General features: G+C 69.2%; 24 protein-coding genes and 1 pseudogene. 15 read left to right on the forward strand and 10 right to left on the reverse strand.

The window, feature by feature from the left end:
- The first annotated feature begins 119 nt into the window (after positions 1 to 119).
- The 5 genes from FR742_RS26330 (at position 120) to FR742_RS26350 (ending at position 4533) form a co-directional block, all read left to right on the forward strand.
- The gene (locus FR742_RS26330; RefSeq protein WP_148033422.1) at positions 120 to 992 is read left to right on the forward strand and encodes a helix-turn-helix transcriptional regulator; all 873 of its coding nucleotides are present in this window, start codon (positions 120 to 122) and stop codon (positions 990 to 992) included.
- Positions 980 to 1192, forward strand: a complete 213-nt coding sequence (locus tag FR742_RS26335) for a DUF397 domain-containing protein (protein ID WP_148033423.1) — start codon at positions 980 to 982, stop codon at positions 1190 to 1192. The genes FR742_RS26330 and FR742_RS26335 overlap by 13 nt, the downstream gene beginning before the upstream one ends.
- Positions 1193 to 1499: 307 nt before the next feature.
- Complete coding sequence (locus tag FR742_RS26340; protein WP_148033424.1) at positions 1500 to 1742, forward strand: hypothetical protein; 243 nt, start codon at positions 1500 to 1502, stop codon at positions 1740 to 1742.
- A complete protein-coding gene (locus tag FR742_RS26345) occupies positions 1739 to 3943 on the forward strand; it encodes a hypothetical protein (RefSeq protein WP_148033425.1) in 2205 nt (734 codons plus the stop codon). Before FR742_RS26340 ends, FR742_RS26345 begins: the two co-directional genes overlap by 4 nt.
- Entirely contained in the window at positions 3940 to 4533 is a 594-nt protein-coding gene (locus FR742_RS26350; RefSeq protein WP_148033426.1) for a hypothetical protein, read from the forward strand. Before FR742_RS26345 ends, FR742_RS26350 begins: the two co-directional genes overlap by 4 nt.
- A gap of 122 nt (positions 4534 to 4655) precedes the next feature.
- Here the strand turns inward: FR742_RS26350 and leuA are convergent, their stop codons facing one another.
- Positions 4656 to 6362 (reverse strand): 2-isopropylmalate synthase, encoded by a 1707-nt coding sequence (leuA, locus tag FR742_RS26355; protein WP_148033427.1) that lies wholly within the window; start codon positions 6360 to 6362, stop codon positions 4656 to 4658.
- Between the two features lie 164 nt (positions 6363 to 6526).
- A complete protein-coding gene (gene ddaH / locus FR742_RS26360; RefSeq protein WP_148033428.1) occupies positions 6527 to 7285 on the reverse strand; it encodes a dimethylargininase in 759 nt (252 codons plus the stop codon).
- Positions 7286 to 7322: 37 nt separating this feature from the next.
- Here ddaH and FR742_RS26365 point away from each other — a divergent pair, with 37 nt between their 5' ends.
- From FR742_RS26365 to FR742_RS26375, 3 genes are read left to right on the forward strand one after another with little or no spacing between them, the layout of a single operon-like run.
- Positions 7323 to 7568 (forward strand): DUF2630 family protein, encoded by a 246-nt coding sequence (locus FR742_RS26365; RefSeq protein WP_148033429.1) that lies wholly within the window; start codon positions 7323 to 7325, stop codon positions 7566 to 7568.
- Positions 7569 to 7597: 29 nt separating this feature from the next.
- Positions 7598 to 8578 carry a GNAT family N-acetyltransferase gene (locus FR742_RS26370; protein WP_148033430.1) on the forward strand — a complete coding sequence of 327 codons (981 nt, stop codon included), beginning with the start codon at positions 7598 to 7600 and terminating at the stop codon, positions 8576 to 8578.
- A gap of 35 nt (positions 8579 to 8613) precedes the next feature.
- On the forward strand, positions 8614 to 9330 hold the full coding sequence (locus tag FR742_RS26375; RefSeq protein ID WP_261808749.1) for a Mut7-C ubiquitin/RNAse domain-containing protein: 717 nt from the start codon (positions 8614 to 8616) through the stop codon (positions 9328 to 9330).
- Between the two features lie 3 nt (positions 9331 to 9333).
- On the opposite strand, the gene urtE is transcribed toward FR742_RS26375, so the two are convergent.
- From urtE to FR742_RS46430, 6 genes and pseudogenes are all read right to left on the reverse strand, one after another.
- Positions 9334 to 10023 (reverse strand): urea ABC transporter ATP-binding subunit UrtE, encoded by a 690-nt coding sequence (gene urtE, locus FR742_RS26380; RefSeq protein WP_148033432.1) that lies wholly within the window; start codon positions 10021 to 10023, stop codon positions 9334 to 9336.
- Positions 10007 to 10750: an urea ABC transporter ATP-binding protein UrtD gene (gene urtD, locus FR742_RS26385; protein WP_148033433.1), complete on the reverse strand. Its 744-nt coding sequence runs from the start codon at positions 10748 to 10750 to the stop codon at positions 10007 to 10009. The genes urtE and urtD overlap by 17 nt, the downstream gene beginning before the upstream one ends.
- Positions 10734 to 11753, reverse strand: a complete 1020-nt coding sequence (urtC, locus tag FR742_RS26390; RefSeq protein ID WP_148033434.1) for an urea ABC transporter permease subunit UrtC — start codon at positions 11751 to 11753, stop codon at positions 10734 to 10736. Before urtC ends, urtD begins: the two co-directional genes overlap by 17 nt.
- Entirely contained in the window at positions 11750 to 12598 is an 849-nt protein-coding gene (gene urtB, locus FR742_RS26395) for an urea ABC transporter permease subunit UrtB (protein ID WP_148033435.1), read from the reverse strand. The genes urtC and urtB overlap by 4 nt, the downstream gene beginning before the upstream one ends.
- Positions 12598 to 13257: a transporter substrate-binding protein gene (locus FR742_RS46425; RefSeq protein WP_315970649.1), complete on the reverse strand. Its 660-nt coding sequence runs from the start codon at positions 13255 to 13257 to the stop codon at positions 12598 to 12600. The genes urtB and FR742_RS46425 overlap by 1 nt, the downstream gene beginning before the upstream one ends.
- A 100-nt stretch (positions 13258 to 13357) precedes the next feature.
- A pseudogene (locus FR742_RS46430) lies at positions 13358 to 13675 on the reverse strand (transporter substrate-binding protein); the annotation flags it as partial.
- 341 nt (positions 13676 to 14016) lie between these two features.
- Between FR742_RS46430 and FR742_RS26405 the strand changes: the two are divergent.
- From FR742_RS26405 to FR742_RS26415, 3 genes are read left to right on the forward strand one after another with little or no spacing between them, the layout of a single operon-like run.
- Positions 14017 to 14319 carry an urease subunit gamma gene (locus tag FR742_RS26405; protein WP_148033436.1) on the forward strand — a complete coding sequence of 101 codons (303 nt, stop codon included), beginning with the start codon at positions 14017 to 14019 and terminating at the stop codon, positions 14317 to 14319.
- Complete coding sequence (locus FR742_RS26410) at positions 14316 to 14627, forward strand: urease subunit beta (protein ID WP_148033437.1); 312 nt, start codon at positions 14316 to 14318, stop codon at positions 14625 to 14627. Before FR742_RS26405 ends, FR742_RS26410 begins: the two co-directional genes overlap by 4 nt.
- The gene (locus FR742_RS26415; RefSeq protein ID WP_148033438.1) at positions 14620 to 16329 is read left to right on the forward strand and encodes an urease subunit alpha; all 1710 of its coding nucleotides are present in this window, start codon (positions 14620 to 14622) and stop codon (positions 16327 to 16329) included. The genes FR742_RS26410 and FR742_RS26415 overlap by 8 nt, the downstream gene beginning before the upstream one ends.
- On the opposite strand, the gene FR742_RS45990 is transcribed toward FR742_RS26415, so the two are convergent.
- Entirely contained in the window at positions 16314 to 16604 is a 291-nt protein-coding gene (locus tag FR742_RS45990) for a hypothetical protein (protein WP_261808750.1), read from the reverse strand. The genes FR742_RS26415 and FR742_RS45990 overlap by 16 nt on opposite strands.
- Before the next feature lie 192 nt (positions 16605 to 16796).
- Here FR742_RS45990 and FR742_RS45995 point away from each other — a divergent pair, with 192 nt between their 5' ends.
- From FR742_RS45995 to FR742_RS26435, 4 genes are all read left to right on the forward strand, one after another.
- Positions 16797 to 17564: an urease accessory UreF family protein gene (locus tag FR742_RS45995; protein WP_261808751.1), complete on the forward strand. Its 768-nt coding sequence runs from the start codon at positions 16797 to 16799 to the stop codon at positions 17562 to 17564.
- Positions 17565 to 17580: 16 nt separating this feature from the next.
- The gene (gene ureG / locus FR742_RS26425; RefSeq protein WP_148033440.1) at positions 17581 to 18243 is read left to right on the forward strand and encodes an urease accessory protein UreG; all 663 of its coding nucleotides are present in this window, start codon (positions 17581 to 17583) and stop codon (positions 18241 to 18243) included.
- Between the two features lie 373 nt (positions 18244 to 18616).
- The gene (locus tag FR742_RS46000) at positions 18617 to 19258 is read left to right on the forward strand and encodes an urease accessory protein UreD (protein ID WP_261808752.1); all 642 of its coding nucleotides are present in this window, start codon (positions 18617 to 18619) and stop codon (positions 19256 to 19258) included.
- Positions 19259 to 19613: 355 nt separating this feature from the next.
- Complete coding sequence (locus FR742_RS26435) at positions 19614 to 20063, forward strand: hypothetical protein (protein WP_148033442.1); 450 nt, start codon at positions 19614 to 19616, stop codon at positions 20061 to 20063.
- A 19-nt stretch (positions 20064 to 20082) separates the two neighbouring features.
- Here FR742_RS26435 and FR742_RS26440 read toward each other — a convergent pair whose 3' ends face one another.
- Positions 20083 to 20529, reverse strand: a complete 447-nt coding sequence (locus tag FR742_RS26440) for a DUF3598 domain-containing protein (protein WP_148033443.1) — start codon at positions 20527 to 20529, stop codon at positions 20083 to 20085.
- Between the last annotated feature and the right edge of the window lie 109 nt (positions 20530 to 20638).

Genomic DNA, 20638 nt, shown 5'->3' on the forward strand with positions numbered 1-20638 from the left:
CCCGCTGTTTTCATTCCCTCACCCATTCGGAGAACTCGGCCCTGATCGACCTTCCGACCATCCCAAATACTGACTACGATCAGTAGTCAATTGACTTCGATGCGCCATCAACCGTTTCAATGAAAGAGCTGTTGAAACGCGGCGGCAACCCCCCGGGAGGTCAGGTGCCCAAGGAAAGCGAGCTGTGCCCCGCCGATTCGCCGACTGCGCTCTTCGGTTTCGAGCTGCGGCGCCACCGCAAGGTCCGTGGCTGGTCGCAGATCCGGCTGTCGAAGGCGGTGTCCTACTCCGTCGGGACGATCAGCATGATCGAGACGGCCAGGCGGTCGCCGACGGAGGAGTTCGCCCGCCACTGCGACGAGGCGCTGGAGGCGGAGGGCGCACTGATGCGCCTCTGGCCGATGGTCAGTCACGCGGCGGCACCGCCGTGGTTCCGGCCGTGGCTGGATGTGGAGGCGACGGCGGAGGCCATCCGGACGTGGGAGCCGCTGGTGGTGCCTGGGCTGCTCCAGACAGAGGACTACGCGAGGGCGGTGCTGAGCGGCGATGTCGGCGTGACACCCGAGCAGGTCCAGGAGCAGGTGGTCGCCCGCATGGAACGTCAGACCATCCTCGGACGCCCCAAGCCGCCGTTGCTGTGGGCCGTGATCGACGAGGCGGTCCTGCATCGCCCGATCGGCAGCCCCGCCATCATGTCAGCACAGCTCACTCGCCTCCTCGAAGCCGGCCGGACCCCTCGGACCACGATTCAGGTCCTTCCTCTCAACGCCTACTCCACGACCGGGCTCGCAGGAGGATTCGCCATCGCGCAGGCACATGGCGTCTTCGACACGGCATACGTCGAATCCGCTGGGGTTATGAGCCGAGTGACAGAGCGACCAGAGGACGTAAGCGTCCTAACATACAGATATGAAGGGATTCGCTCTGAAGCACTGTCCCGTCGTGAATCCCTAGAGCTGATCAAGGAGACGCTGCAGCGATGGACGAGCTGACGCGAGAACTCGACACAGCCGTGTGGCGTAAGTCCACAAGATCCGGGCCCGACGGCGGCAACTGCGTCGAAGTGGCCGAACTCTCCGGCGGACGCCGGGGCGTCCGCGACAGCAAGAACCCCTCCGGACCAGCCCTCATCTTCACCTCCGGCGAGTGGGCCGCATTCATCAGTGGCGTGAAGGGTGGCGAGTTCGACTAGACACGATGCTGATTTCCTGATCACCCTGGCCTTTTCAGTTGTTTTCAACGATCACGGCCAGGGTTTCATTGTTTTCAGGCGTTGATCTCGGTCGATTCTTGCTGCGCGACGTCTCTTCATCGTGACCCGGCAGCCACCGCTTTACCTGGCAAAACCGTACATTTTCTGGCAGATCTCGCGCGCACTCGTACTTTCACCGTGGTTTCGCTTGTTCTGTTGATGTGTTGTTGATTACCGTCTGAACGACATGGGGGACGCCGCCTCCTGATCTGGTTCTGGTGGAGCGAGCCGTACGGGGGGGATCATCGTGGCTGACCTCGATCGCGACGCGATGCGGGCCGCGGCGGAGCGGATCCAGCGACTGTCGGACGAGCACTGGTGGGCCCTCACCCACTCCTGCCGTCTGATGGAGTGCGACGCGTGGGTGGGGCCGGCGGGCACCCGGTTCGACGCCCAGGTGCGCGCCGACCAGCGGGAACTGCAGGCGATGCTCGCGCAGGCCGTACGCAGCGCCAACCAGAAGCTGGCCTCGATCCCGGTCACGCCATGAGCGGGTTCAGCGGGGTCAAGCGGGCCGAGTTCGACCTGATGGCGGGCAAGCACACCGAGGCCGCCGGGCGTCTGGAGGCCCTGGCGCAGGCGCTCCACCGCGAGCTTCAGGGCGCCGGGCTCGACACCGCACCGGCGGCGCGGCTGCGCGAGCTGGCCCGACGGGTCACCACGCAGGCCGACGACCTGCGACGGCGGCAGAACCTCGCCCACGAGCTGCACCGGCAGAGGGTGTCTCTGGGCAGGAGCACTCCCGCCGGAAGCTTCGTGGAGATGCCCGACCGTTTGGATGACGCCAAGGCCCTGCTCGACGGGACGCTCGCCGGGCGGGCGGCTTCGAAGGTGGCCGACGGGGACGACAAGGCGCTGGCGGACCTGGAGAAGTACGCGTCACGTACGGGGGATTCGGAGTTCGTGAAGGCGTTCCTCGGCACGATCGGCGCCCGGGGTGTGACGCGAATGGCCGGCTCGCTCGCCACGATGCTGCGCGACGCCGTGACGCGCGGGGACTCCGATCGCAAGAATCGGCTCTCCACCTCAGGGCGGAACGTCCTCAGCACGCTGAGCTCCATCCTGGCCAAGGGGACCAACCGGAAGAACTCCTCCTACCAGGGTGACGGCTTCCTGGCGGACCTGGTGAAGGAAGGGCGGGCCCAGCACGGGGCGGACGGCGGGAAGTACCTGGGTTACCAGGCTCTGGCGCTCATCTGGCGTGCTCACGACGGGGAGCCGCCGTATTCGAAGGAGTTCATGGAGGTTGTCGGGCGGGATGTGATCGTCTACGAGCGCGAGCAGCGTGAGGACGCATGGGCGGCGAGCAAGGATGCGCTGGGTCGCGCGTTCGGCGGTGCGCAGGTCCCCATCGTCGACCTCGCCGGCTCGCTCGGCCTCGGGGCTTTGTTGAGGTGGGGAGTATCTGCGAAGGATCCGATCACCGAGAAGCCCTCGTCGATGGTGGAGAGCCTGTTCCATGCGGCGAAGTCCAGCCGGGAGGCATCGCATGCTCTGCTGGATCACACTCCGCCGGGGTGGGGGGAGTCGGTGCTGGAGTATCTGCTTACGACCCGGTGGGGTGCTTCCCAGTACCTGGACGACTACGAGCCGATCAACGGCATGCTGATCACAGCGACGACCGGGCAGGACGCCACCTCCCAAAAACTGGCCGCGCAGATGACGAAGACCATTTCCAACGAGGTGCGCGGGGCCTTCAAGCAGGGTGGCGAAAAACTGAAGATCAAGGACCGGGAGACATTCGACCGGTACGCACCACTGGGCTACCCATTGGCTCGCGCCATCTCCGCCAACATCGACCAGCTCTCGAAGCTCTACCTGAATCGTGGAACGTTCGGCGAAGTCGCTCCCCAAGACATGGCATATGCCCTGCTGCTTGCTACATCCAACGACCCAGGGTTTGAAGTCTTGGTGCGGGCGCAGACTGAGCACATGCGAGCAGCGCTTGCAGGCGCTCCTCCTGTCGGACTCGATGCCTCCAACGCTGAACGATTCGGCTTTACGAAAGCCGATGTAGAGAGATTTGACCTCAATGGGAACGGACGCATCGACAAGGGTGACACCGCACAGTATCTATTGGATCGTGCCGTAGAGGAGGCAACTCCCTTCAAATACCTCGTGGAAACCCGACGCCAGGTACTGATCGCTCAAGGATTGGACGACAAGAAGGCGGACGAGGCGCTGAAGCAGATGGTGGCTGATGCTATCGGTCTGCTACCGATACCCGGGGCCAAGCAAGTGAGCACCCTTGCTTCTGGTGCGTTCGGTGAGCTGACCGGCAACGGTTACGAGAAGCTCGCCGGAGCCGCGTACGACCAACTCTCTCAACACGTAGCCCAACGAATGGCCGAACTGCGCCACGATCTCGACGAGACGTATCGGACATTGGCGGACAACCGTCTTGGAGTGGAGCGATTGGCAGAGCAAATGTTTGGAACGGCCATGCTAAACAAAGGAATGCTTGACGGTATGGAAGTGAAACATGAACCATTCGTGACCGGCAATCCTCCTAGGATCAAGTCTTTCAATGAGATGACCCGGCAGGAGTACAGCTTGTTTCTCGAATGGGCGAGGAAAACGGGTGGAAGCAGCGAGACTCTCGGTACTTTCAACGGCACTTTCCGTCGGACTAGCGAGGTGCACGACTACCTCGGCCTAGACGGTGGTTCCTCCTCTGGAGGTGGCAGATGAGCCGTTTCCACATGCTCATCGTGGCCCTGTCTGCAGTTGCTGTACTCGCCTCCTGTACGCCGGAGAAGCTGATAGTCGCCACACCGGCGCCAGACCTGAGGCAGGCCATAGATACACCTCCATACGTTTGTAGTTTTATTCCCGAGCAAGCATTCCGCCTGATCAGCGGCATAAACGCACCCCTCACCAATACCAGTAAGGGCACTGACAGAAATGGCGACTGCCGGATCCCAGATACAGCTACACCGCCCCTTGAAGTGTGGTGGAGGCAGGAAGGGCCAGGGATGCCATTAGAGCACTTGGAATTTCTAATCAACGGCAAGCGCAACTTGTATACACGCCACGGCGGAGTTGCTCTTCCCGCCGATCTTGGCGATGGCATGGTCGCCTATCTGACGGATAGCATATTGGCCGACCAGCCGTACCAGGTATGCGCCAAATTCACCTGCGGCGACAAAGAACGCATGATCGACATCTACCTGACCCAAGTCGCCAAAGGCCGAGACGCCATGAAAGACCTGACCGACCTGATGCGCATCGCCCAGAACCGCTACGCCGAAATACACAACTGCGAACTCAACACCAAATAAAACACCTCGACCGCACCCCCATGGTCAGCAGAGGCGCGGTCGAGAAAGAGGCATCGAGCCTTGTGGGCGGTATGCCGGGCACCGGAACCCCGCAGATCATGCAGGGCGGTGCAGGAAAACGGTCAGCGGGAGGCGCGGTTGACCGCGGAGATGATGGCCTTGAGGGAGGCGGTGGTGGTGTTGGCGTCGATGCCGACCCCCCACAGCACCGCGCCGTTGACCTCGCACTCCATGTAGGAGGCCGCCTTGGCGTCGGTGCCGGCGCTCAGCGCGTGCTCGACGTAGTCCAGGACGCGTACCTTGATGCCGGCGGCTCCGATGGCGTCGATGAAGGCGGAGATGGGGCCGTTGCCGACGCCTTCGATCTCGCGGATCTCGCCGTCGACGCGGACGTCGGCGTTGAGGCGGACCTTCTCGTCGACGGTCGAGTCGTGGCGATGGGCCATCAGGCCGAGCCGGCCCCAGCGGTTGCCGGGCGTCGGCAGGTATTCGTCCTGGAAGATGGCGAACATGTCAGCCGGGGTGATCTCGCCGCCCTCGGCGTCGGTGCGGGCCTGCACGACCTTGGAGAACTCGATCTGCAGCCGCCGCGGCAGGTCGAGCTGGTGGTCGGCCTTCATGATGTAGGCGACGCCGCCCTTGCCCGACTGGCTGTTGACCCGGATGACGGCCTCGTAGGTGCGGCCGATGTCCTTGGGGTCGATGGGCAGGTAGGGGACGGCCCAGGTGTGGGAGTCGACGGGGACGCCCGCGGCCTCGGCGTCGGCCTCCAGGTGTTCGAAGCCCTTCTTGATGGCGTCCTGGTGGGAGCCGGAGAAGGCGGTGTAGACCAGCTCGCCGCCCCACGGGTGGCGGGGGTGGACGGGCAGCTGGTTGCAGTATTCGACGACGCGGCGGATCTCGTCGATGTCGCTGAAGTCGATCTCCGGGTCGACGCCCTGGGAGAACAGGTTCATGCCCAGCGTGACCAGGCAGACGTTGCCGGTGCGCTCGCCGTTGCCGAACAGGCAGCCTTCGATGCGGTCGGCGCCGGCCATGTAGCCCAGCTCGGCGGCGGCCACGGCGCTGCCGCGGTCGTTGTGCGGGTGGAGCGACAGGATGATCGAGTCGCGGTGCTTCAGGTTGCGGTGCATCCACTCGATCTGGTCGGCGTACACGTTGGGGCCGGCCATCTCGACCGTCGCCGGCAGGTTGATGATCACCTTGCGGTCGGGGGTGGGCTGCCACACTTCGTTGACCGCGTCGCACACCTCGACGGCGTACTCCAGCTCGGTGCCGGTGAACGACTCCGGCGAGTACTGGTAGTAGACGTCGACGTCGCTCGCCTCGGCCAGCTTCCTGACCAGCTTGGCGCCCTCGACGGCGATGGCGGTGACGCCTTCCCTGTCCATGCCGAACACCACCCGCCGCTGCAGCGTGGAGGTGGAGTTGTAGAGGTGGACGATGGCCTGCTTGGCGCCCCGCAGCGACTCGAAGGTGCGCTCGATCAGCTCGGGCCTGGCCTGGGTCAGCACCTGGATCACCACGTCGCCGGGGATCCGGTCCTCTTCGATGATCTGCCGTACGAAGTCGAAGTCGGTCTGGGAGGCGGCCGGGAAGCCGACCTCGATCTCCTTGTAGCCCAGCCGGACCAGCAGCTCGAACATCTGGAGCTTGCGGTGGGAGTCCATCGGGTCGATCAGCGCCTGGTTGCCGTCACGCAGGTCGACGGCGCACCAGCGCGGGGCCTTGGTGATGACCTGGTCGGGCCAGGTGCGGTCGGTCAGCCGGATCGGCTCGAAGGGTTGGTAGCGCTGGAACGGCATGCGGCTGGGCTGCTGAGCTGTCATCGGAGTGCTCCTGGGTGTCGGTCGAATGAAAGCGGCCGACGCGCATGACTGGCTCCGCGGCGAGGGAGCCGGCCTTTAGAGGCCCTCGCCGCGGCAGCTAAGAAGCAGCCCGCGCAGCATGCGAATCACGCTACCAGACGTCTCGGCGTGGACCGGTCAAGATCTCACATGCTGAGAGCGTCGGGGACGAGCACGCTCAGGCAGGTGACGCAGCCCTCCAGTTTCTCGAACTCCGAGATGTCGACCGCGACCACGGCGAGACCGCGCTTCTCCAGCAGTTCGGCGGTGCGCGGCGCGGAGGCCGCCATCAGGACCGTGTCCCCGTCCAGTGGCACGACGTGCGCGCCCGTCTCCTCCGGCGGCACCAGCAGGCCGGGCAGGCGGGCGTGCGCGGGGTCGCCGATGAGGGTGCCGTCGGGCAGCGCGGTGACGGCGGACTTGAGGTGGAGCACGCCGGACAGCTCGACCGGGACCACCTCCCTTTCCGGCAATAACGCGGCGAGCTGGGCGATGCCGTGGTCGTCGGTGCGGGCCGACCTGCCGACGTACACGGTGTCGCCGGTCTGCAGGACGTCGCCGCCGTCGAGCGTGCCCGGCCGCGTGATCCGTACCGTGTTCAGCCGGAGGCCCCGTACGGCCTGCTCGACGGAGTCCACCTCGGGACGCCGCTCCGGCGCGCCGGGCCTGGTCAGTACGGCGAGCCGGCCGGACACCACGACCGCGTCCTCCACGAACGGGGCGTCGGGCAGGTCGTCGGCGGGCGGGGCGTGCACCGGGCGCCAGCCGGCGGCGGCGAGGGCGGCGACGTAGGCGGCGTGCTGCTCGGCGGCGAGTTCGCGGTCGACGGGCTCGCGCGGGATGTTCGTGACGATGCCCTCGGCGATGCGGGGGCCGGGCTTCCTTACCAGGGCGAGACCAGCCATAGGGCGTGTTCTATCACGTACGAGTTAGAGTCCCCCTATGGGGGACGACGAGATTCTAGGCCGGATCAAGGCGCTGGTCGACGAGGAGCACGGCCTGCGCACCAGGCTGATGGCGGGCGAGCTGGCCACGGACGAGGAGAACGCCCGGGTCAACGAGCTGGAGGCGGCGCTCGACCAGTGCTGGGACCTGCTGCGGCAGCGGCGCGCCCGGCGCGGCGCGGGCGAGGACCCCGACGGCGCGTCGAGCCGTCCGGCGAGCCAGGTGGAGAACTACCGTCAGTAAAACCGTTCGCGTGGGCGGACGAGGTGCGCTTGTCTGGTGCCGTGCTGATCCAGCGGATCGAGTCGGGTGACCGGGCCACCGGGCTCTACGAGACGTACGTGGCGAGCATGGCGGGGATTCCCGGGCCTCTGCGGTCGCGGACCCGGTTCGGCGCTTACCTGCTGGAGGGGTCGCCGGGGTCGCGGGCCGAGGCGTGGGCCGTGGTCGAGGACGGCCGGGTCGTCGCGGGCTACGCGCTGGGCCTCCCCCGGTACGACAACACCCACCTCGCCACCCTGTTCACGCTGGCGGTCCACCCCGAGCGGCAGCGCCGGGGGCTGGGCACCGCGCTGCTGGGCCACGCCGCCGGCCGGGCGCGGGCGGGCGGCCGCGATCTGCTGATCGGCGGCGCCACGCTCGTCGGCGGCCCGGGGTCCGCCTTCGCCGCCGCCCGCGGCTGCTCGGTGGCCGTCACGCAGGCACGCAGCGTGCTCGACCTGGGTGCGGCCGGTTGGGACGGGCTCGCCCGCATGATGCCCGAGTCCGGCGGCTACCTGCTGGAGCGCTGGACGGGCCCGGCCGGCGACGACCTGCTGCCCGCGCTGGCGGCGGTGCTCGACGGCATGAACGACGCGCCGCGCGACGCGGGCGTGGAGCCCAAGCGGCTGCCGGTCGACCGGATACGCGCCACCGAGGAGCGGATGCGGCGGGACGGCGAAGACTGTTACAGCATGCTCGCCCGGCGCGCCTCCGACGGCGCGCCCGCCGGGATCACCCGCATTCACCTGGACGCCGGCCGCGCGAGCCGCTGGGGCCACCAGGGCGACACGACGGTGCTCAAGGAGCACCGCGGCCACCGGCTCGGCCTGCTGCTCAAGCTGTCCAACCTGTTCTGGCTGCGCGAGAGCGAGCCGCGGATCGACCGGATCGTCACCTGGAACGCCACCACGAACCGGCACATGCTGGCGATCAACGAGGCCATGGGCTTCGAGGTGCTCGACGAGTGGTACGAGTGGCGGCTTCCGCTATGACCGGGCCTGTCCCCGGGAGCGGCAGAATGGGTGATGTGACGGAACGGACGGCGCTTCTCCGCATCGCCCAGGAGCTGCTGCTGTTCCTGCCCGCGAGCCGACGGGAGCCGGAGCGGCCGATCGTCACCGACGGCTCGTCGACGCTGGGTCACCACGTGGAGTCCGCCGGCGTCCCGCTGACCGAGGTGGGGCCGATGACGGCCGGCGGGCGCGCGGTGACGCCGGCGTACGTGCCGCAGCCGGGGGACGTGCTGGAGGTCGCGGCCGTGCCGCGGCCGCAGGCGCTGCCGGAGGAGCGGTTCCTGCTGGACGTGCACCTGGGGACGCTGGCCAGGCGGTTGCGGCTGCTCGGGCTCGACACCGCCTACCACAACGACATGGACGACCCGTCCCTGGTGGCGCAGGCGAACGCGGAGCGGCGGGTGCTGCTCACCCAGGACCGCGGGCTGCTGCGCCGCCGGGCGCTGTGGCTGGGCGCGTACGTGCGCGGGTCCCGTCCTGACGACCAGCTGCGTGACCTGCTGGAACGGTTCGCGCCGCCGCTGCGGCCGTGGACGCGGTGCACCGCCTGCAACGGTGAGCTGGTGGCGGTGTCCAAGGGCGAGGTGGCGCCGCTGCTGGAAGCGGGCACGGAGCGCACCTACGACGCGTACGGGCGGTGCCGCGAGTGCGGCCAGGTCTACTGGCACGGCGCCCACGGCGGGCGGCTGGACGAGATCGTCGAGTCGGCCCGCCGGTGGGCGGCGGGGTGACGGTCACACCGCGAGGAGCCGGTGGACGTCCTCGCCGTGCAGGTCCCCGGCGTCGCCGGTGCGCACGACCTGGCCGGCGTCGAGGATGACGAACCGGTCGGCCAGCCGGACCGCTATGTCGAGATACTGCTCGACGAGGAGCACGGCGAGCCCGGAGGCGTGCAGGCGTTCGACGGCCTCCTCGATCTCCAGGATGATCGACGGCTGGATGCCCTCGGTGGGCTCGTCGAGGATGAGCAGCCGGGGCCGGGTGACGAGCACGCGGGCGATGGCGAGCTGCTGCTGCTGGCCGCCGGACAGGTGCCCGGCCCGGCGTTTGAGCAGCGGCTTGAGCCCGGGGAAGAGGTCCAGCGCCGAGTCGACGGACTCCTTGCCGGTCCTGGCCGCCTCCATGGTCACCAGCAGGTTGCCCAGCACGGACAGCTGGGGGAAGCACTGGTGGCCCTGCGGCACGTACCCCATGCCGAGCCGGGCCCGCTCGTGGGTGGGCAGCCGGGTGACGTCGCGGCCGTCGAAGGTGACGGCGCCGGACGTCGCGGGCAGCACGCCCATGATGGTGTTGAGCAGCGTCGTCTTGCCGACGCCGTTGCGTCCCATGACGCAGACCAGCTGCCCGGGGCCGACGTCGAGCGAGACGCCGAACAGCACCCGGGCCCTGCCGTAGCCGGATTCGAGCTCACTTGCCGACAGCATCGCTGGGCCTCCTCCCCAGGTAGACCTCCTGCACCCGCGGGTCGGCGCTGACCTGCTCCACCGACCCCTCGACGAGCACCCTGCCCTCGTGCAGCACCGTCACGGCCGAGGCGTGCCGGCGCAGGAACTCCATGTCGTGCTCCACCACGATCACCGTGTGGTCGTCGGCGATCTCGGTGAGCAACTGCCCCGTACGGTCCCGTTCATCCTTGGACATGCCGGCGACGGGCTCGTCCAGGAGGAGCAGGCGGGGCCGCTGTGCCAGCAGCATGCCTATCTCCAGCCACTGGCGCTGGCCGTGGGAGAGAACACCGGCTGAACGGCCGGCGAGCGGTTCGAGTCCGGTCCTGGCCAGCGCCTCCGCGACGGCGTCCGACACGCCTCGCCGCCGCCCGGCCAGCGACCACAGCGGTTTCCTGAAGCAGGCGGCCAGGTCGAGGTTCTCCAGGACGGTGAGCTCCTCGAAGACGACCGAGGTCTGGAAGGTGCGGCCGACGCCGAGCCGGACGATCTGGTGCTCCTTCCGGCCGACCAGGTCGTACCCGCCGAACCTGACCCGCCCGGCGGCAGGCCTCGTCAGGCCGGTGATCACGTCGATGAGCGTGGTCTTGCCGGCGCCGTTGGGGCCGATGAGGAAGCGCAGCTCGCCGTCGGCCACGGTGAGGTCCACGCCGTCGAGGGCGTGGAAACCGTCGAAGACCACCCGCACGTCACGCAGTTCGAGCACGGCGCAACCTCCCCAGAATGCCGGCGATGCCCTTCGGCGCCAGCGTCATGACCAGGATGAACAGCGCGCCCTGGAGGTAGAGCCAGCCGTTGGCGAACTGCTCGCTGAACGTGGTCTGGGCGTAGCCCATGACGACCGCGCCGAGCACCGCCCCGGCCAGGACCTGCCGGCCGCCGACGGCGACCGCGACGACCAGCTCCAGGGACGGGACGACGCCGAGCAGGGCGGGCGAGATGATGCCGACGACCGGGACGAACAGGGCTCCGGCGAGCCCGGCCAGCCCGGCGGAGACGGCGAAGGTGACGGTCTTGACCAGGGCGGGGTCGTACCCGAGGAAGCGCACCCGGTCCTCTCCGTCGCGCACGGCGACCAGCAGCCTGCCGAACCTGCTGTTCACGAGCTGCCGGGTGGCCAGGTAGAGCACCCCGAGCACGCCCGCGACCACCAGGTACAGCATCCGCTGGGTGGAGTCGTCGGCCAGGTCGGCGCCGAACAGCTCGAAGAAGTTCGTCATGCCGTTGGTGCCGCCGGTCAGCCCCTGCTGCCCGACGAGCAGGATGACCATGGCGGCGGCGAGCGCCTGGGTGAGGATCGCGAAGTACGCGCCCCGTACCCGCTGCCTGAAGACCAGCGTGCCGAGCACGACCGCGAGCAGCACCGGCCCGGCCACCGCCATGGTCAGCGCGAACACCGGATTGGCGAACGGCGCCCAGAGCGCGGGCAGTTCCTCCACGCCGCTCCACACCATGAAGTCGGGCAGGCCGCCGCCGCTCTCGCTGAGCTTGAGGTACATGGCCATCGAGTAGCCGCCGAGGCCGAAGAAGACGCCCTGGCCGAGGGTGAGCATGCCGCCCTGTCCCCAGGCCAGCCCGATGCCGAGCGCCACGATCGCGTAGCAGAGGTACTTGGCGAGCAGGCTCAGCCGGAACGGCTCCAGCAGCAGCGGGGCGGCGACCAGGGCGATCACCGCGATGGCGGCGAACGGCAGGTTCCTCTTGATCATGTCAGCGCCCTCGATCTCAGGGCGACCAGCCCTTGCGGCCGCACCTGCAGGAAGCCGATGACGGCCGCGAACACGAGCACCTTGGCCAGGCTCGCGTCGGACCAGAACTCGGCGTACGAGTTGAGCAGCCCCAGCCCGACGGCGGCGAGCACGGCCCCGCGCAGCTGCCCGAGCCCGCCCGCGACCACCACCAGGAAGGCGTCGACGATGTAGTAGGTGCCGAGCGCGGGCCCGACGGGGCCGATGAGGGTGAGCGCCACCCCGGCCAGCCCGGCCAGCCCGGAGCCGATGAAGAAGGTCAGCATGTCCACCCGGCCGGGGTCGATGCCGCTGGTGGCGGCCAGCCGCCGGTTCTGCACGACCGCCTGCGTGCGCCGTCCCAGTTTGGTACGGGTGAGGTACAGCCAGATGCCGGCCACGCCCGCGACGGCGAGCGCCATGATGAACAGGCGGTTGTACGGGAGGATGCCGATGCCGCCGGACAGCCACGACGGCGCGGGCACCTGCACGTTCGGCGCGCCGAACAGGTCGCGGGCGAGCTGTTGCAGCACCAGGCTGACGCCCCAGGTGAGCAGCAGCGTGTCGAGCGGCCTGCCGTAGAAGTGGCGGATGGCGCCGCGCTCCAGCGCCAGGCCCATGAGCCCGGCGACCACGAACGCCGCGGGCAGCGCGAGCAGCAGGTCCTGGAGCAGGAAGGCGGTGTACGCGCCCGCCATGATGAACTCGCCGTGCGCCATGTTGATCACGCCCATCTGGCCGAACGTGACCGTCAGCCCGAGCGCCACCAGGAGCAGCACGGCCGCGATGGACAGCCCGATGGGGAGCTGGTTGACGACGGCCGTCATCACTCCTCCGCCAGCCCGCCGGCCCAGGAGTACCCCTTGAGGTACGGGTCGGGCTTGATCGGCTCGCCGGAGTCCCACACCTGCTCGATCAGGCCGTCGGGGCGGATGACGCCGATGCGGGCGGTCTTGTACAGGTGCTGGTTCTCGCCGTCGATGGTGACCAGGCCCTCGGGGCGTTCCAGGGCGATCCCGCCGGCCGCCTTCTTGACGGCCTCGACCTCGGTCGTGCCCGCCTTCTTGACCGCCTCGGCCCACAGGTGGACGGCGTTGTAGCCGGCCTGCATCGGGTCGCTGGTGACCTTGTCCTCGCCGTACGCGGCCTTGAACGCCTTGACGAACGCCTGGTTGGCCGGGGTGTCGGTGGTCTGGTAGTAGTTCCAGGCGACCGGGTGGCCGGCGATGTTGTCCACGCCGATGCCCTTGACCTCCTCCTCGGCGACGCTCACCGACAGCACCGGCATCGCCTCGGCGCTCACGCCGGCGCTCTTGAGCTGCTTGAAGAAGGCGACGTTGGAGTCTCCGTTGAGCGTGTTGAAGACGGCGTCCGGCCCGGCCTGGACGACCTTGTTGACGAGGGTGGAGTACTCGGTGTGGCCCAGCGGGGTGTACTCCTCGCCGAGCACCTGCATCCCGTTCGCGGCCGCGTACGCTTTGATGATCTTGTTGGCGGTGCGCGGGAAGACGTAGTCGCTGCCGACGAAGGAAGATCTTCTTCTTGCCCTGCTCCTTCAGGTAGTCGAGGCCGGGGATGATCTGCTGGTTGGTGGTGGCGCCGGTGTAGAAGATGTTCGGGGAGCTCTCCAGGCCTTCGTACTGCACCGGATACCAGAGCAGCGACTTGTAACGTTCGAAGACCGGCAGCATGGCCTTGCGGCTGGCCGACGTCCAGCCGCCGAACACGGTGGCCACCTTGTCCTGCCTGATCAGCTTGGTCGCCTTCTCGGCGAAGGTCGGCCAGTCGGACGCGCCGTCCTCGACGACCGGGACCAGCTTCTTGCCGAGGACTCCGCCCGCCTGGTTGATCTCCTCGATGGCGAGCAGTTCGGCGTCCCGTACGGTGACCTCGCTGATGGCCATGGTGCCGCTGAGCGAGTGGAGGACGCCGACCTTGATCTCGTCCTGGGCGTCGGCGGAGGAGCCGGACCCGGACGGCGGCGACCCGCAGGCCGCGAGGGTGGTGAGGAGAAGCGCGGAGACGAGGGCGCGGGGGGTTCGCACCAGCAGTTCCTTCCTGCCGACCTGCCATTGGAAGAAAGGTGACTCCCTCGCGTGTCACGGATAGATCCCGCGTGTTAATTGCCGATTGCCACGCCCTCACCGGAACGCGGGTGTTCGTCATCTGGGCCGCTCGGCAACGGAAACCGGTACGACATGCCCCGGCAACACCCGGGAAACGGCCGGTTCCTATGGTCCGGGCCATGCGGCTAACCCCACACGAGCAGGAACGCCTGCTCATCCACGTCGCCGCCGGGGTGGCGCGTGACCGCCAGGCTCGCGGCCTGCGGCTCAACCACCCGGAGGCCACCGCGGTCATCGCGTCGTTCCTGATGGAAGGGGCCAGGGACGGCCGGACGGTGGCCGAGCTGATGGAGTCGGGGCGCTCGGTGCTGCGCCGGGACGAGGTCATGGAGGGCGTACCGGAGATGCTCGACAGCGTGCAGATCGAGGCCACCTTCCCCGACGGCACCAAGCTCGTCACCGTGCACAGGCCGATCCCGTGATCCCGGGCGAGTACGCGCACCCCGAGGGCGCCATCCCGCTGAACCCGGGCCGGGCGCGCGTGACGGTGCGGGTCGTGAACACCGCGGACCGGCCCGTACAGGTCGGCTCCCACTACCACTTCGCGGCCGTGAACCCGGGGCTGGACTTCGACCGGGAGGCCGCGTGGGGGATGCGGCTGGACGTGCCCGCGGGCACCGCGGTCAGGTTCGAGCCGGGCGTGGCGCGCGACGTCACGCTGGTCCCGCTGGCCGGCCGCCGGATCGTGCCGGGGCTGCGGCCCGAGCGGGCGGGGGCGCTCGATGGCTGAGCTCTCCCGCGCCCGCTACGCCGCGCTCTACGGCCCGACCACCGGCGACCGCGTGCGGCTGGCCGACACCGACCTGTTCATCGAGGTGACCGAGGACCGCTCGATGGGCCCGGCGGGGGCGGGCGACGAGGCCGTGTTCGGCGGCGGCAAGGTCATCCGCGAATCGATGGGCCAGTCCAGGGCCACCCGCGCCGAGGGCGCCGCCGACCTGGTCATCACCGGCGCGGTGATCCTCGACCACTGGGGCGTGGTCAAGGCCGACGTGGGCATCGTGGGCGGCCGCATCACGGCCATCGGCAAGGCCGGCAACCCCGACACCATGGACGGCGTCGACATCGTCATCGGCCCGTCCACCGAGATCCTGGCCGGCAACGGCAAGATCCTCACCGCGGGCGCGGTCGACTCCCACGTGCACCTCATCTGCCCGCAGATCCTGGACGAGGCCATCGGCTCGGGCGTCACCACCGTGATCGGCGGCGGCACCGGCCCCGTCGAGGGCACCAAGGCCACCACCGTCACCCCGACCTGGTATCTGGAGCGGATGCTGGAGTCGCTCGACTCCTATCCGCTCAACTTCGCGCTGCTCGGCAAGGGCAACACGGTCAGCTCGGAAGGGCTGCTGGAGCAGCTCAAGGCGGGCGCGTCCGGCTTCAAGCTGCACGAGGACTGGGGCACCACGCCCGCCGCCATCGACGCGTGCCTCACCGTGGCCGACGCGACGGGCGTGCAGGTGACGATCCACACCGACACGCTGAACGAGGCCGGTTTCGTCGAGTCGACGCTGGCGGCGATCGGCGGCCGGGCGATCCACGCCTACCACACCGAGGGCGCGGGCGGCGGGCACGCGCCCGACATCATCCGCGTCGCCTCCCACGGCAACGTGCTGCCGTCGTCGACCAACCCGACCAGGCCGCACACCGTCAACACCCTGGACGAGCACCTCGACATGCTCATGGTGTGCCACCACCTCAACCCGGCCATCCCGGAGGACCTGGCGTTCGCCGAGTCGAGGATCAGGCCCACCACGATGGCGGCCGAGGACATCCTGCACGACCTCGGCGCGATCTCCATCATCGGCTCCGACTCGCAGGCCATGGGCCGCATCGGCGAGACCGTGATCCGCACCTGGCAGACGGCGCACGTGATGAAGGCCCGCCGGGGCAAGCTCGGCGACGGCCCCGCCGACAACCTGCGGGCCCGCCGTTACGTCGCCAAGTACACGATCTGCCCGGCGGTGGCGCACGGGCTGGACGCCGAGCTGGGCTCGGTGGAGCCGGGCAAGCTGGCCGACCTGGTGCTGTGGGACCCGGCGTTCTTCGCGGTCAAGCCGACGCTGGTGCTCAAGGGCGGGGTGGTCGCCTGGGCCCAGATGGGCGACGCGAACGCCTCGATCCCGACGCCGCAGCCGGTGCTGCCACGGCCCATGTTCGGCGCCGTCCCGGTGACGGCCGCCGCCACGTCGCTGCACTTCGTGGCTCCGCTCGCGCTGGAGACCGGGCTCGCCGACCGGCTCGCGACGCGCCGCCGGCTCGTCCCCGTGGCTGACGTACGCAGACGCGGCAAGGACGCGATGCCGCTCAACGACGCCCTGCCGCGCATCGACGTGGCGCCGGACACGTTCGAGGTACGCATCGACGGCGAACCCGTCGAGCCCGCTCCCGCCCCGGCCCTGCCGCTGGCCCAGCGCTACTTCCTGTTCTGATGCACCCGGCGATCCTCCTCCTCACCGACTCCCGCCTCCCGGCCGGCGGCCACGCCCACTCCGGCGGGGTCGAGCAGGCGGTCGCCCTGGGGCTGGTCCACGACCTCCCGTCCCTGTCGTCGTTCCTCCGGGGCCGCCTCCACACGGCCGGCGCCCTCGCCGCCACCCTCGCCACGGCCGCCTGCACCTTCGCCGCCTCCCCCGTACGCGGTGAACTTCGCCCAGACGTCCCACGCCCGCCGGACGGATCCCCTCCTGCGGGATGCCCCTCGCACCCGAGAGACCTTGTCCGCGGAGAGGCCAGCCCTCACCCCACGGTCAGCGGCCCCAGCCCTGTGCGGGGCGAAGTCCCATCGGGCGGCTCCCCTTGTTCGGGGAACGGCACCGTACGGAAGGGCCTGTCGCGGGGATCCCCTTGCTCGGCGAGCGGCACCGTACGGGGAGATGGGGTTTCGCCGGTCGGTGGGGTGCACTTCTCCTGGGAGCTGCTGGACGCCGAGGCCGATGCACGGACGGCGTCGCCCGCGCAGCGGGAGGCCGCGCGGTTGCAGGGGAGGCTGCTGCTGCGGGTGGCGCGGCGACTGTGGCCGTCACCGGTGCTCGACGAGCTGGCCCAGGAGATCCCGAGCCCGCACCACCCGATCGCTCTCGGCGCGGCGGCGCACGCGGCGGGAGCCACACCCGGGGACGCCGCACTGGCGGCTGCCTATCACGCGATCACCGGCCCGGCCACGGCGGCGGTGCGCCTGCTCGGCCTCGATCCGGTTGCTGTACACGGCATCCTCGCCGACCTCACACCCGACCTGACCGCCCTCACCGAACCAGCCAGAACCAAGTTCCCCAAGCCGAACGGGACCGCTCGTCACGAACCGGACGCGGCGGAGGCTGTCAAGCAGGCCGATGCCGGGCTTCCTGAACCGCGCGGGATCGGGGCTACCCAGCTTTCCGAGGCCGGGCTTCACGAGCGGGGCGGGATCGGGACTTTCCAGCCGTCCACGGCCGGGCTTTACGAATCCGATGGGTTCGGGGCGGCTGAGGTGGATGGGGTGGAGGTCCCTGAGGTGGATGGGTGTGCGGCGCGAGGAGGCTGTGGATGTTCCGGGCTGGCCGGATACTCCGCTGATCCGGGGGCGGAGGAGGGCGGATGGGCGGCGCTGGGGGCGCCGTCCGCGCCAGGACTGGACCTGCTGGCCGAGCGGCACGCGCACGCGACGGTCAGACTTTTCGTCTCATAAGGAGGAACCCCGCGACATGGGCGCCAACCACGACGACCACCATCACGCCCCCGACGGCCACGGCAGGGCGCTGCGGCTCGGGGTCGGCGGTCCCGTCGGCAGCGGCAAGACGGCTCTGGTGGCCGCGCTGTGCCGGGCCCTCGGTCCGTCACTGCAGCTCGGCGTGGTGACCAACGACATCTACACCACGGAGGACGCCGACTTCCTGCGAAGGGCCGGCGTGCTCGACGAGGAGCGCATCGCCGCCGTCGAGACCGGCTGCTGCCCGCACACCGCCATCCGCGACGACATCGCCGCCAACCTGGACGCCGTTGAGACGCTCGAACACCGCTTCGGCCCGCTCGACCTGGTCATCGTGGAGAGCGGCGGTGACAACCTGACGGCGACGTTCAGCCGTGGGCTGGCCGACCGGCAGATCTTCGTCCTGGACGTGTCCGGCGGGGACAAGGTGCCGCGCAAGGGCGGTCCCGGCGTCACCGCAGCCGACCTGCTGGTGGTCAACAAGACGGACCTGGCCCCGATGGTGGGCGCGGACCTGGGCGTCATGGACCGGGACGCGGCGGCGGTGCGCGGCGGCAGGCCGGTGCTGTTCACCTCGGTCAGGCAGGAACCCGCCGTGGCCGAGGTGGCCGCCTGGGTGACGGACCAGGTCAAGTCCTGGCGCCACGAGTACGCCTGACATGCGCGCCAGAGCCGCCATCGCCACGACCCTGGCAGCAAGACCGTCCACCCACCGAGCCACACCGGAACCATCCCACGATCCAGCCTTCGGCTCGGCGGCGGAACCACCTCCTGACCAAACCACCTGCTCGGCCGCGGCGAGACCGTCCCACGACCAACCCACCCCGACAGCGAACCCATCTCACAACCGATTCAGCCTGACGGCGTTCGGAACACCGCACGACCGCCCCCCGACGGTGGTGGGTTCGTCCCACGGCCGAGCTGCGGGATCGTCCGATGGCTGGGGCGGCGGGACGGTGGGGGGTGGGACCGTGATCTCGTTGTTGCGTTCCGATCCTCCGTTGACGTTGCGGCAGACCGGGGAGGCTGCCGTGCATCTGGTCTCCACGGCGGCCGGGCCTCTGGGGGGTGACGACCTGGCGCTCGATCTGGTCGTCGCGGCGGGTACCACGCTGGAGGTGGGGTCGGTGGCGAGCACGCTCGTCCTGCCGGGGCGGGGCGAGTCGTCGATGCTGATCACCGCCGTGGTGGGCGAGGGGGCGACGCTCCGGTTCACGCCGGAGCCGACCGTGCTGGCCGCCGGGTGTTCTCATCGCATGTCCGTACGGCTCAAGCTCGCGCCGAGGGCGCGGGTGCTGTGGCGGGAGGAGATCGTCTTCGGGCGGTACGGGGAGCGGCCGGGACGCTGCCATACCCGCTTCGACGCCACGGTCGGCGGCCGGCCGCTGCTGAGACAGGAGTTCACCGTGCGCGAGGAGGCGCTGGACTCCTCCCCCGCCGTCTTCGGCGGCGCCGCCTGCGTGGGCACGACGCTCATCACGGGCCCGGCCGCCCCGCCGGAGGCCCTGGTGGCGGATGGCGTCGCCGTGCTGCCCCTGGCCGGGCCGGGCACGTTGGTCTCCGCGCTGGCAGCCGACGCGGTCGAACTGCGTGCCAGGCTGCGCTGGGGCGAGTCCACCGTGATCAACGGCCCACATCAGGATCAGGCCCCCGAGGAAGGCCGACCACGATGAACACCCACGAAACATCAAGGGACACGACACCCCGGGAGGACCCACGAACACACCCGCCCACGACGCCCAACCCCGGCGACCTCACAAACAGGCCACACCCCAAGAAAGCCCGCCACAAGGACACCCGGGCACGATGCTCCGCAGAGAAGAGCAACCGCGAGCGCACCCGCCGGAGACCACCCGTAGAGACCCCCAAAAGCCGACCACGAGCGCACCCGCCCGCGACGTCCCACGAGGGCCGGTTGTGGAGATGTTCCGGGGAAGGCCGGGAAGAGGGCGGTCGGGATGGTGCCTGACGGTGACGAGTGGGTGGCGGTGGATGGTGCGGGTGCCCGGTGCGGCTTATCGTGATCGTGTGGCCGAAGCCAGGGCGGGCAGCCGCGGCTACGCGGCGGGGATCACGCTGGCCGGGGCGGTGCTGGCGTTGTGCGCGGTGCTGCCGTGGTCGGGGGTGCGGGCCAGCAGCGCCATCATCGGCGGCGCGATCACCAGCGACACGCGCGGCATCGACGACCTGCTCGGCGTCTACGCCCTGCTCGCCGGGGTGGCGGCGATCGGCTGCGGCATCACCGGGATGCTGGCGCGGCCGAGGCTCGCGGCCGTGGCGGCGGTGCCGGGGGCGCTGGCGATGCTGGCGCTGGTGATGTTCGTGTCCTCCCCGCGCGGTCCGGCCGACCGGGTCTCGCTCGACGTGGGCGAGTTGCTCTCGGTCGAGCCGGTGATCCGCTACGGCTGGTACGCGGCGCTGGCGTCGGCGTTCGCGGTGGTCCTGCTGGCCGTCCTGACGCTGGTCCGCCGCGTGTGAAGCCGCGGGTGACGCCGGTTCAGGCGACCTTGGTCTCGGAGATGATCGTCCGCTTGACGAGGCGGTCGCCGTCCATCCAGTGCCAGGTGCGGCACTTGTGCCTGCCGTCGCGGGACAGCTGGATGAGCTCGTACAGGTAGTTGCCGGGGTCGTCCTTGTACGACCACGTCAGCACGATCGTCAGGTCGTCCACCTGGCTCATCTCGCCGGTGATCCGCTCGGTGTCGAAGTAGGCGATCTCGTTCTCCACGCGCCCGCCGAAGTCGAACACCTCCTGGCGGCCGTCGTCCCAGGTGTAGGTGTTGGTCTGGATGAAGCTGAACGAGCCGTCCTCGGGGATCCTGCAGTACAGGTGGGAGGCGTGCCGGTCGACGATCTTGCCATCGGCGTCGACGTGGATGTACTCCCCACGCCACTCTCCGAGGTGCTTGTCCATGATCGGCATTCCGGGGACTCCTGCGCGCATGATTCCTCCTGGTCACAGCGGCGGTTGACAGGTAGATGGCGGCGAGCTTAGCGTGACAACTAGCCAAAATGGAACACTGTTCCGCAAACAGGAACAGCCTCGCTCCCCG

This window comes from Nonomuraea sp. C10 (genome assembly GCF_008017515.1).
Lineage (GTDB): Bacteria > Actinomycetota > Actinomycetes > Streptosporangiales > Streptosporangiaceae > Nonomuraea > Nonomuraea ferruginea.

Coding starts and splice junctions, on each gene's coding strand:
- FR742_RS26350 (WP_148033426.1), top strand. CDS start 3,940: ATGAGCCGTTTCCACATGCTCATCGTGGCCCTGTCTGCAGTTGCTGTA.
- urtC (WP_148033434.1), bottom strand. CDS start 11,753: ATGATCAAGAGGAACCTGCCGTTCGCCGCCATCGCGGTGATCGCCCTG.
- FR742_RS26365 (WP_148033429.1), top strand. CDS start 7,323: ATGGGGGACGACGAGATTCTAGGCCGGATCAAGGCGCTGGTCGACGAG.
- ddaH (WP_148033428.1), bottom strand. CDS start 7,285: ATGGCTGGTCTCGCCCTGGTAAGGAAGCCCGGCCCCCGCATCGCCGAG.
- FR742_RS26415 (WP_148033438.1), top strand. CDS start 14,620: ATGGCTGAGCTCTCCCGCGCCCGCTACGCCGCGCTCTACGGCCCGACC.
- leuA (WP_148033427.1), bottom strand. CDS start 6,362: ATGACAGCTCAGCAGCCCAGCCGCATGCCGTTCCAGCGCTACCAACCC.
- FR742_RS26440 (WP_148033443.1), bottom strand. CDS start 20,529: ATGCGCGCAGGAGTCCCCGGAATGCCGATCATGGACAAGCACCTCGGA.
- ureG (WP_148033440.1), top strand. CDS start 17,581: ATGGGCGCCAACCACGACGACCACCATCACGCCCCCGACGGCCACGGC.
- FR742_RS26345 (WP_148033425.1), top strand. CDS start 1,739: ATGAGCGGGTTCAGCGGGGTCAAGCGGGCCGAGTTCGACCTGATGGCG.
- FR742_RS26335 (WP_148033423.1), top strand. CDS start 980: ATGGACGAGCTGACGCGAGAACTCGACACAGCCGTGTGGCGTAAGTCC.
- urtE (WP_148033432.1), bottom strand. CDS start 10,023: ATGCTGTCGGCAAGTGAGCTCGAATCCGGCTACGGCAGGGCCCGGGTG.
- urtB (WP_148033435.1), bottom strand. CDS start 12,598: ATGACGGCCGTCGTCAACCAGCTCCCCATCGGGCTGTCCATCGCGGCC.
- FR742_RS26405 (WP_148033436.1), top strand. CDS start 14,017: ATGCGGCTAACCCCACACGAGCAGGAACGCCTGCTCATCCACGTCGCC.
- FR742_RS26330 (WP_148033422.1), top strand. CDS start 120: ATGAAAGAGCTGTTGAAACGCGGCGGCAACCCCCCGGGAGGTCAGGTG.